The 10,326-nt window shown below is 69.8% G+C and carries 8 protein-coding genes and 1 pseudogene; 1 reads left to right on the top strand and 8 read right to left on the bottom strand.

The window, feature by feature from the left end:
* From AC2VOP_RS00620 to dprE1, 7 genes are all read right to left on the bottom strand, one after another.
* The coding region (locus AC2VOP_RS00620) for an arabinosyltransferase domain-containing protein (RefSeq protein WP_486959165.1) at positions 1-807 on the bottom strand (807 nt) is incomplete at its 3' end.
* 120 nt (positions 808-927) lie between these two features.
* Positions 928-4,206, bottom strand: a complete 3,279-nt coding sequence (locus tag AC2VOP_RS00615) for an arabinosyltransferase domain-containing protein (RefSeq protein ID WP_486959164.1) — start codon at positions 4,204-4,206, stop codon at positions 928-930.
* Between the two features lie 12 nt (positions 4,207-4,218).
* Positions 4,219-6,111, bottom strand: coding sequence for a galactan 5-O-arabinofuranosyltransferase (locus AC2VOP_RS00610; RefSeq protein WP_486959166.1), 1,893 nt, complete (start codon positions 6,109-6,111; stop codon positions 4,219-4,221).
* A gap of 3 nt (positions 6,112-6,114) precedes the next feature.
* Entirely contained in the window at positions 6,115-6,879 is a 765-nt protein-coding gene (dprE2, locus tag AC2VOP_RS00605) for a decaprenylphospho-beta-D-erythro-pentofuranosid-2-ulose 2-reductase (protein ID WP_486959163.1), read from the bottom strand.
* Between the two features lie 97 nt (positions 6,880-6,976).
* Positions 6,977-7,537, bottom strand: coding sequence for an RES domain-containing protein (locus AC2VOP_RS00600; RefSeq protein ID WP_486959162.1), 561 nt, complete (start codon positions 7,535-7,537; stop codon positions 6,977-6,979).
* Entirely contained in the window at positions 7,538-7,915 is a 378-nt protein-coding gene (locus AC2VOP_RS00595) for an antitoxin Xre/MbcA/ParS toxin-binding domain-containing protein (RefSeq protein ID WP_486959161.1), read from the bottom strand.
* Between the two features lie 53 nt (positions 7,916-7,968).
* Entirely contained in the window at positions 7,969-9,399 is a 1,431-nt protein-coding gene (gene dprE1, locus AC2VOP_RS00590; protein WP_486959160.1) for a decaprenylphosphoryl-beta-D-ribose oxidase, read from the bottom strand.
* Positions 9,400-9,521: 122 nt separating this feature from the next.
* On the opposite strand from dprE1, the gene AC2VOP_RS00585 reads away from it, so the two are divergent.
* A complete protein-coding gene (locus AC2VOP_RS00585; protein WP_486959159.1) occupies positions 9,522-10,082 on the top strand; it encodes a hypothetical protein in 561 nt (186 codons plus the stop codon).
* 63 nt (positions 10,083-10,145) lie between these two features.
* On the opposite strand, the pseudogene AC2VOP_RS00580 reads toward AC2VOP_RS00585, so the two are convergent.
* Positions 10,146-10,326 (bottom strand): annotated as a pseudogene (locus tag AC2VOP_RS00580) (SAM-dependent methyltransferase); the annotation flags it as partial.

The following is a 10,326-nucleotide window of genomic DNA, read 5'->3' as shown; positions in this document are numbered from 1 at the left end:
GTCGTCCGACGAGGTGGCGCCGATGAGGTGCCACACCGCCAGGGTGGCGATGACGCCGGCGTCGGCGAGCCAGGTCGCTGCGCCGGCTTTGGCCCAGCGCCAGTTACGCGGTGCCCGGCGGCCCGAGCGGTCCAGCACCGCCAGCGCGACGATCGACACCGCCACCGCCAGCGCCGCCAGCGCCAGCACTACCGATTTGACGGCGGTGGGCGCGACGATGAACCGGGTGTCGACGTCGATGCGCGCGGCCAGCCCCGGCTGCGGGGGCACCTTCAGATCGGTGAAGACCCCGCCGATCTGAGGTTTCTTCTCCACCGGCAGGGTTCCGGCAGCGCCGGGAATGCCGGCGAAGTCCGCGCCCACCCCGCCCGCGCCGGCCCACAGGTGCAGTTCGCTGCAGCCGCCGGCCGCCACCGCGTGGCGCGGCGCGGTCGCGGCCACCGAGTCCCGATACGCCGCGAAGACCACATCCTTGGTGGCCCGCACGAACAACCCGTTTTTGGTGGCGTCCACCCCGCCGGCCGGCACCGTCGACAGCACCAGGCCGCCGTCGGCGGGCAGGGTGGCGATCGCCGCGCAGGGAATGGTGATGTCCAGCGCCTGCGGCGCTCCCGACACCAGCGGCGCGGTGATGTCGCGGACGTGACCGTCTTCGGTGGTGCCCTGCGGCCATGCGATGGTCGCCGTGGTCTGCTTGACCGGCAGCAACGGCACCACAGCGCAGGCCAGCACCCCGGCGATGCCCGCGACGACGGCGATCAGCCGGGCGATCCGGTAGCCGGACGGCTGCTCGTCGTCGGAGGACACGAGCCTCGATGTTATGCGACGAGTTGGGCGACGCTGGGACCCGGCGTTGTGCGGACGGGGCGAGCCGGCAGGGCTCCCTGGGGCAGATGTGGTCAGGTCATGGGCCGGCTCAGCTCTGGCTCACCGGGACTTCATCGGCTCGAAGCGCAGCGGCCCCGGGCTCCACAGGCCGCTGCGGGTCGCCGATCCCAGCACCAGGCGAGCCGGCACCGCGTCGGGATAGTAGGGCGTCAGGCGTTGCAGCGCCCCCCAATCCCGGAACCAGTCGTCGGCGAGGTAGCTGGGCACGGTGGCCGCGCGCACCAGCAGTTCGGTGATGCCCAGCGGGCCGCCGCCGTTCTTGTCCATCACCGGGGAGTTGGCCTCGGCGCCGAACCGGTCCGGCAGGATCCGCCACTGAGGCACCTCGGTGACCCCGTACTGGTGGCCGAACGGACGCTGGCAGGGGAACGCCAGCCCTACCAGCCAGTCCAGCAGCACCGGGTCGGTAGAGCCGACCACCTGCTGCAAGGTGCGCAGCTTCGGAATGCGTGGCGGAGTCAGTGCGATCCAGTGCTGCGGCGCGAGGTCGTCGTCGCGGGCCACCAGGCGGATCTGGGTGGCGCGGTCGGGAATGGCGTCCAGCGGCACCCGCAGGTTCCGCCATGCCGGTGCTGCGCCCACGTCGCCGAATGCGACCGAACCGCCCGGTTTTCCGTCCGCCGCGTCCGCGTCGGTGGCCCACTGGGCCGTCACCTCGCCGGCGTTGAACCGGCCGGCGGCCGACACCACCAGCAGCGGCCCGGCCTGGTTGCGTGGGGGCAGCCGGTACCAGGCCGACCGCAGCAGGGCCGGCATCTGCACACCCGATCGCCAACTGCCCAGCACCGGGGTGCGGGCCGGGTCGAGATTGAAAGGCAGCCGCGCCCGCGATCCGTTGATGCCGGGCTCGGCGGTGGTGCCGCCCGCGGTACCGGCCGCGCCACCGGTGACCAGCCCGTCCTCGTCGGTTGAGTCACGACTGCCGGGTGGCCCGATCACCGGATCGGGGGAGACATCGGCGGGAATGCCGTTGGGGCGAAACCCTTCGGCCAAGCCGGCGCCGAGCGCCGTACCGGGCGGCACGTCGACCGGGGTCAGCATCCCGGCGTCAGCGTCCGGCTCCACCAACACATCGTCGGCCAGGCCGCAGCTTCGACCTGTCGCCAGACCGGCCAGGGCCTGCAGGTTGGAGCGCCCCACCGTCCACGCCGGAGACTGGCCGGTCATCGCCGACGTCAGCGAGGCCACCTCGAAGAAGATCAGTGCCCACGCGGCAATCGCCAACGGAAACCCGCTGATCGACGTCGCGCGGGTGCCCGGCGAACCCGGCGAGTTGAAGTGAAACCAGGCGGCCGCCGCAAGCAGCAGCATTGTCGCGCCGATCAGCATGGTGGCGAACGAGAGATGGAATTTCGGGAATACGTTCGCCCACGGCACACCGAAGTTGGACACGTACCACCAGCCGTTAACACTGGCGAACGACAGGGCGGTGATAAACAGCACCAGTGCGGCGAACAGCGTGCGGTTGCGCCGGGAGCGCATCGCCGCCGTGCTGACCGCGACGGCGGCCAGCGCGCCGAGCGATCCGGCCAGCCCGGCGAAGACCCCGAAGTGGTGGGTCCACTTGGTGGGGGTGAACAACATCGCGGCGAACGAGATGACCGTGATGCCGATGATCCGGCGGCTGGGCCCGGCGGCGGCGCCCGGAATCCGGCCCTTGCGCAACGACATCGCCACCGCCACCGACAGCGCGACCAGCAGCGCCAGCACCGGGAAACGCCGGGCCACCGAGCCGTCGGGGGTCGGCATGAAAAGCCGCTCGTAGCGGACGTACTCGTCGAACCAGGCCAGGCTGGGCCCGACGGCGGACTTGACCATGCTGGCCTGGATCTCACCGGCCAGGGTCTGGTCGCGGAAAATGACGATCGCCGTGCCGGCAGCCGCCGCCGCGATCGGCGCCACCAGCGGCAGCAGGCCGAACCGTTGGGAGCGCCGGTGCAGGATAGTCAGCAGCGGCCCGACCGCCACCAGCAGCGCGCCAATGGAGGCGATGCCGGTCGGCCCGGCGAACAGGGTTAGCGCGCCGATGATGCAGGCGAGCGCCAGCGGCAGCAGCCTGCTGGTGGCCACCGCCCGCTCCACCGAGCACCAGGTCGCCAGGATTCCCAGGGCGATGATCGGCTCGGGCCGCAGGCCGTTGTTGAACGGCAGCCAGAAGGTCAGAAACAGACCGGCCGCCGTCCACGCCGCCGCGCGGCTGTGTTTGACGGCGTGGCCCAGCCGCGGGATGACTTCCCGGCTGATCAGCCACCAGCAGGCCAGCGCCATCAGCAGCGTCGGCAGGCGTACCCAGATGCTGGCTGTGGAGACGTGCGCCCAGGCCGCCAGCAGGTCGTAGTACCAGCCGAACGGCGCCTCGGGGGTGCCGAACCAGCGGTAGTAGTTGGCCATGTAGCCGGCGTGTTCGGACACCCGGGCCATGGTCAGGATGTATCCGTCGTCGGCGGTGTTGGCGCCGACGAAATGCCACCACACCAGCACCGCGGTCACCAGCGCATCCAGCGGCGTGATCGACCACCAGCGCGGCGGCAGGATGCGGCGGTGCCGGGTGGCCCCCGCGGCTTCGAAGGCGGTGTCGAGGACATGCAGCGCGACCAGCGCGGTGATCGTCAGCACCACCGCGAGGATCATCGCGGCCAGCTTCACCGGGCTGGGTGCGCTGGAGTAGCGGCTGTCGAGGGTGGCGGTGAAGTCCAGCCCGGCCGGTGCGGGCCCGGACAGGTCGGTGTAGACGCCGACGATCTGTGGCCGGAAATCGTAGCCGCCGCGTTCGCCGCGCAGCGGCTCGCCGGGGTGCTCGGCGTTGGGACCCTGGGTCAGCCCGACGAATTCCGCGGTGACCTTGTCGGCGTGCGCGGTGAACGTCAACGTCTGGCAGGCGCCGCTGAGCACCTGGCTCAGCGGCGCCGCCACTACCGGGACGTTGCGGTCCACCACCACCAGGTCGTCGTTGATGCGTTCGATGAGCAGGCCACGATCGACGGCCTTGGGTGCCTGCTTGGGCACCGTCGACACCAGCACGGTGTTGCTGTGCATCGGCCCGGCCAGCCCGGCGGCGGCCCGACACGGGATGGTGATGTTCAGGTCGGTGGCGACGTAGCTGATCAGCGGGGCCTGCACGGACGACAGCACGCCGTCCTGCGGCCAGTGCAGTTCGGCGGTGGTCTGTCTGACCGGTAGCACCGGGGTCAGCAGCGCCAGCGCGGTCCCGAGCATGCCGGCGGCGGCGGCGACGATCCGGGCGATCCGGTAGTTCTGCCGCGACGTGGCCACGGAGCTAGATGCTAATTGGCCGACGGCTGCCGCCTCGGTGGCCATCCAGCGAGCCCGTCACGCGCGGATGGCCAGCACGAACGGGCCGATCTTCTCGACGGTGAACTGCGGCCCGGCGAACAGCGCGGCGTCGAGGTCCACGGTGTAGCGCCGGACGTTGGGGTGGTTGGGGTAGACGTCTTTGGCCAGCCGCAGCGTGTAGGTGCCGCCCGTACTGGCAGAGCGCATCAGAAACACCGTCGGCGCCCGCCACGGCAGACTGTCCAGCGCGTGAGTGAACTGTTCCGCGGTCTGCAGCCGCGACCAGCTTTCGATCGCCGTGGCACGGGCGTCGAACAGCGCCAGCGGGTTGGCGTAGTGCGACGTCAGCCCCTGAAAGCCCCAGTAGGGGTAGTAGGACAGGAAGCTGTAGTCGGCGGTGAGCACCACGGTCTCATCACGCGGCTTGCCGGTGGCCCGGGTGATGGCGGCGTCGACGGCGTCGTAGTACTTCTCCGCTCCGGGCGGGCGCCGGTCGCCGCGCTTGCCGTGGCCGTCGGTGTCGGTGTAGGCGACGGTGAGGTCCGGCCGCAGCACCTCGGGGATGTCCTGGCTGAACGCCACCGCCCCGGCCAGCCCCACCGCGACCGGCAGCACGCTGACGCCCCACCCCCGGCCGCGACCGCGGGCGGCCAGCGCGTGCGCGACCTCGATGAACCCGAACACCCCGGCGGCGGCCAGCAGCACGGTTAGCGTCGGCTGCAGCCGGAACGACAGCAGCGTGGTGCGTGCCAGCGTGGTCAGCATCGACAGCAGCGACCACAGGTAGACGGCGATTACGGCGATCGCCAGCGCGGCTGCCCGCACCGAGGACAACGCCCGCGCCACCAACCAGCCGGTGCCCAGCAGGCACAACGCGCCCAGCAGGGTGGGCTGCAGCATGGGGAAGGACAGCTCGGCACCGCTGCCGGGCAGGTAGTGCCGGGCGCTGCCGGTGCCGGAGACCGGGTCGCGGGCCGCCCGCAGCAGATACGGCAGCCAGGTGGTCGACGCGATGGCCGCCGCGACGGCGCCGATCACCGCCAGTCGGCGCAGTGGGTCGAGCCCGGCCCGCAGACCCGCTGCACGCCACCGCCCGGCCGCCAGCAGCAGCGCCATCAGCACCACGGTGAACGAGGTGTAGGCCACCAGCAGGGTGTAGAAGGTGGCCGCGAAGCCCAGGAAAACCCCGGTGCCCACGACCGCTGCCCAGCCCCCGCCACGCTCGCCGGCCCGCAGCCCCGACCAGGCCAGGATCAGCACCGGCGGCGCCAGCACGGTGATCATCGCCGCATACGGCTCGGGTGAGCTGTAGGCCAGCGTCACCGCTGCGGTGGCGACGGTGACGATCAGCCCGTACTCGAAGCGGATCATCGCCGTCCACAGCACCAGCGCGACGGCGACGGCGACGGTGATCGAGGTGATCGCCCACGGCTTGTACATCGTCCAGGCCTCGGTGGCCGGCGTGCCGGTCAGCGCCGCCACGCGTCCGCCGAGCCAGAACCAGCCCGGCGGGTAGAACGGCGGCAGCCCGTAATAGGTCATGTCGGCCAGAGCGGGGCTGTCGGTGAGCCGGGTCAGATACTCGGTGCGAAACTGCTGGTCGACCGAGATGCCGAACAGGTACAGCTTGGTGGCGCCCAGCGGCATCGCCAGCGTCACCACCGAGTACGCCGAGACGAACACCAGCGCGCCCAGCCAGGCCAGCGACCGCCGCAGCCGCGCTACGCCGTGTCTCCAGACCCAGCCGCAGCCGATCAGGCCGGCCAGGCAGCCGACCTGGCCGACCGTGGTCAGCGCGTGGAGCTGGTTCGACGACGGGTAGGCCGGCCAGTCGACGCGCGCGATGGCGATCAGAGAGGTCACCGCAACGACGACGGCGACCAGGACCGCCAGCGACATCTGGGCGACGACGGCGCCTGCGTTGCGCATCATCTACAGGGGCAGCTTGCGGAAGATCCGCCGCGGGATGTGCCGCAGCACCATCATCACGTAACGGAATGCTCCTGGCGCCCAGACCAGTTCCTTGCCCTTCGCGGCTGCGGTGACCGCGAGGTCGGCGACGTAGTCCTTGTCGACGGTCAGCGGCGCCTCCTTGATGTGCGCGCTCATCCGGGTGCGCACCTGGCCGGGGCGGATCACCAGCACCCGGACCCCGTCGTCGCGCAGCGCCTCGGACAGGCCGAGGTAGAAGCCGTCCAGCCCGGCTTTGGTGGAGCCGTAGACGAAGTTGGACCGCCGCACCCGCTCGCCGGCGACCGAGCTCATTGCGATGATCTGTCCGAAGCCTTGGGCGCGCATCTTCGCCGCCAGCAGCACACCCACCGAAACCGCTGCGGTGTAATTGATTTCGGCGATCTGCACGGCCTTGGCCTGGTTCTGCCAGAGTTCTTCGGCGTCGCCGAGCAACCCGAACGCCACGATAGCGACGTCGACGTCACCGTCGGCGAACGCCTGATCGATCACCTGCGGGTGGCTGCCGGTGTCCAGCGCGTCGAAGTCGAGCAGCTGCACCGACCGGGCGCCGGCGGCCTGCAGCTGTTTCGCCGCGTCGCTGCGACCGGGATCGTCGGGCAGGCAGGCCAGGATGATCCGCGCCGCCGCGTTGCGCAGGTAGCGCTCGCAGATGGCCAGCCCGATCTCGGAGGTGCCGCCGAGCAGCAGGACGGCCTGCGGGTTTCCGGTCGCGTCTAACACCATGAGGACACCATCGACAGCAGCTCCCAACGTCGGGCGGGTGGCGCAACATCCGCACAAGAGGGTAGCCCGGCGCCCTCGAGAACGGCCGTTGGTTGGTTCAACGCGAGACGATCCGTTGCAGGGCTTCGGCTGCGTCGACGATCGCTGGATGGTCAACGTGCAGTGGTTCGACGCCGACGAGCTTGGGGCGCAGCCAGCTGCCTAACACCGTCCAGACGGGACGGTGATAAGACCACCACGACACCGCTTGCCAGGCGTGGTCGCCGGTATGCGCATCGGTCTCCGACCAGATGCGGCGGCCCCACGCCTGGGTGACCGTGAGGTTGCGGGTGACGACCTGCGTCGGCCGTAAGCCCAGACGGACCAGCTGGGCGGGGTCGTCGAGGTCAAGCACGCGCAGATCGTCGGGCAGCTCGTAGATCCCGAGCGCCCGGTGCGCGCCTGGCAGCTGCGGGAATTGCAGCATCGATGGTTCCCAGCGCGCGAGGTTGCCGAACGTCTCGCCGCACGCGGCTTCGGCAAGGCGCGACAGGTACCAGACGTGATAGTCGGGGTGGTCGATCCGGCCTCCGCGTTGCGGGCGATGTTCATACAGCGGATGACCGGGCTGCCCGGTTCGAGCGGCGGGTAGATGCGCAAAGACTCGGTAGGTCAGCACTCAGGCGGTGCCGCCCCATGTTTCGGCGTCGAGGGCGGCCAACACCGGCGATGGCCCCGATAGCTGCAGTACGTCGATGGGGCGGGCACCGTCGAGATACCTGTTAGCGCTGTCCAGCCAGGTTGCCGCCGCCGTCGCGCCCCATACCAGGCGTGCGCGGGCTAGCACGTGCTCGAGATCGATCAGGATTGGCGCGGCAGCCGCGCCGGGCCGCTCGTCGCCTTTGATCCACCGCGAGGGCTGCGACCGGTTTACCCCAACCAGCTCAGCGAGCTGCGCGCCGCCGAAGATGTCGGCCAGGTAGCGCACGCGTGCGGCCGATAGCGGGTCGTCCGCGGCTGATCGCGCGGATGCCCGGGTGGGCTCCGTCTTTGTCATGACCACTACTCTACGCAACAAATTCGTTGGGTAAAAGAGCACGCAACCGCCAGCTACAGCAGCTCCAAACGTCGGGCCATGTCGGAGACGAACACCCCGGTCGGGTCGGCCTTGCGGCGCACCGCGATCCAATCGTCGATGCGGGGGTACATGGCGTGGAAGGTCTCGGCGGTGGTGCGGGAGTCCTTGCCGGTGTAGAGCCGCCCGCCGAACTCCAGCACCCGACGGTCGAGGTCGTTGAGGAATTCGTTGACCCCGGGCTTCATCGGGAAATCCAGGCAGACGTTCCAGCCCGGCATCGGAAAGCTCAGCGGCGCGGCGTTTGCCGGGCCGAACAGCTTGAACACGTTGAGCGCCGAGTAGTGCCCGGAGCGCTGAACGTCGCGGATGATGCCCTTGAACTCCTCGACAGCCGCGGTGGGCACGACGAACTGGTACTGCGCCAAACCGGCGGACCCGAAGCCGCGGTTCCACTCGCCGATCAGGTCGAGCGGGTGGTAGAACTGCGTGAGGTTGGCGATCTTGCCGCGGTAGTGCCCGCCGCGCCGGTAGTACAGCTCGCCGATGACACTGAGCGTGAGCTTGTTCATCAGCCCGTTGGGGAAGATGTCGGGCACCGTCATCAGCTGCGGCGCGTCGAACTTCAACGGGTGGCGGGCCAGCTTCTTGGGCAGCTCGTCGCGCCGCGCCAGCCGGCCCCGGGTGATCGCCGCGCGGCCCAGCTTCGGCGGCGCGCTGATCGCGTCGAACCAGGCGCTCGAGTAGGTGTAGCCTGCCTCGCTGCCGTCGCTGTGCAACGCGATGGTCTCGTCGAGGTTGGCGGTGCGGTCGCCGTCGTTGATGAAGTACGCCGTCTCGGTGGGGGTCATCGCGATCACCGCGCGCAGCACGATCCCGGTCAGGCCGTTCCCGCCGACGGTGGCCCAGAACAGCTCGGCGTCTGAGGGCGTCGGGCCTTCCGGTTCCAGGTGGCGCACCGCACCGTCGGCCGTCAGCAGCTCCATCGAGACCACGTGGTTGCCGAAGCTGCCCTCGCTGTGGTGGTTCTTGCCGTGGATGTCGCAGGCGATCGCGCCGCCGACGGTGACCTGGCGGGTGCCGGGCAGCACCGGCACCCACAGCCCGAACGGCAGGGCGGCCTTCATCAGCTGATCCAGACTGACCCCGGCGTCGACGTCGGCCAGCCCGGTCTCGGCGTCGATGGCGTGGATGCGGTTGCACGCGGTCATGTCGATCACCAGGCCGCCGCCGTTCTGGGCGTTATCTCCGTAGGAGCGGCCCAGGCCGCGGGCGATGACGCCCCGGGTTGCCAGCCGGCCGCCGGAGCCTGCAGAGTCTGCCGAGTCTGCCCAGTCCGCTATCTGCGCGACCGCGTCGGCGATGACCTGCGGATCCGGCGTCGACAACACCTGCGCCATGCTCGGCGCGGTGCGACCCCAGCCGGTCAGCCGCCGCGTGACGGTGGGGAAATCGGTGCTGGCCATCGTCACAGAGGGTACCGCCCGGACCGGTGCGCCGACGGCATCGGCGGCACGGCCTGCCTGCACCGATTCCCGCAGACCAGATAACCGTATGACGGATCGGCGGTACGCGGTACTATCTCGCAATGCCTGAATACTCTCCCAGCAATCCAGCCCCGACACCGAAGCCCGCAAAGGCCCCCGCTGGGGCATCCTCGCCGGCAATCGGCGCCCAGAAGCGGGCGTCCTGGCCGGCGCTAGCAGCGCTGGCGATTTCACTGATCGCCATGGTCCTGGCCGTCATCGGCTGGTTCCGCCCGTCGAGCGGCCCCGGATCCTTCAGCAGCGAGCAGACCCAAGAGGCCAAGAAGAATGTCTGCACGGCGGCCAACACCGTGGGTAACGCGGTGGGCATCAACACCAACCTGACGAATCCGGGACCCGACAGCGAGGTCGGCGCCCTGGCGGTGGCGGCCAACGCCCGGCTGGCCCTCTCCGGCGGCGGATCGTATCTGCACGACCGCGTCGTCAAGGAACTCGCGGCACCGGCAGATCTGCGCAAGGCCGTCACCGACTACGCCGACACGCTGGAGGAGTTGAGCGTCAACTACATGGCCGGCGCGGGTCCGGCCAGTTCGGTGCAGCAGCCGTTGCGGGACGCCCTGAAATCTCAGTTCGGTGAGATCGCCAACCTGTGCCAGGAGTAGCCAGGAGTAGCCAGGCAATGAAAACCGCTGGCTAGACCCGATCAATCTGACGGTAACGCTGCTTCAATCTTTAGCAAGACAGTACAGCCGGTACGAGATTTCACCCCGTTCTACCTGGTCGTAGAGCGGCGAGCCCTTCGTGACGGCGATATCGCGGAACAAGCGGCGCAGGGGCGCCGGTGTATGGCGGTTGACCAGTTCTTGGTACCGCTCCGAATTTAGCTCCAGTCCGCGTAGCACCTGC

The organism is Mycobacterium sp. TH-M106 (genome assembly GCF_057473765.1).
This window is presented reverse-complemented; position numbering and strand designations above follow the sequence as displayed.

What these genes read in the sequence shown, in the direction of transcription:
- AC2VOP_RS00610 (WP_486959166.1), bottom strand. Translation starts at nt 6,111, where the DNA reads ATGCGCAACGCAGGCGCCGTCGTCGCCCAGATGTCGCTGGCGGTCCTG.
- dprE2 (WP_486959163.1), bottom strand. Translation starts at nt 6,879, where the DNA reads ATGGTGTTAGACGCGACCGGAAACCCGCAGGCCGTCCTGCTGCTCGGC.
- dprE1 (WP_486959160.1), bottom strand. Translation starts at nt 9,399, where the DNA reads ATGGCCAGCACCGATTTCCCCACCGTCACGCGGCGGCTGACCGGCTGG.
- AC2VOP_RS00585 (WP_486959159.1), top strand. Translation starts at nt 9,522, where the DNA reads ATGCCTGAATACTCTCCCAGCAATCCAGCCCCGACACCGAAGCCCGCA.
- AC2VOP_RS00595 (WP_486959161.1), bottom strand. Translation starts at nt 7,915, where the DNA reads ATGACAAAGACGGAGCCCACCCGGGCATCCGCGCGATCAGCCGCGGAC.
- AC2VOP_RS00615 (WP_486959164.1), bottom strand. Translation starts at nt 4,206, where the DNA reads ATGGCCACCGAGGCGGCAGCCGTCGGCCAATTAGCATCTAGCTCCGTG.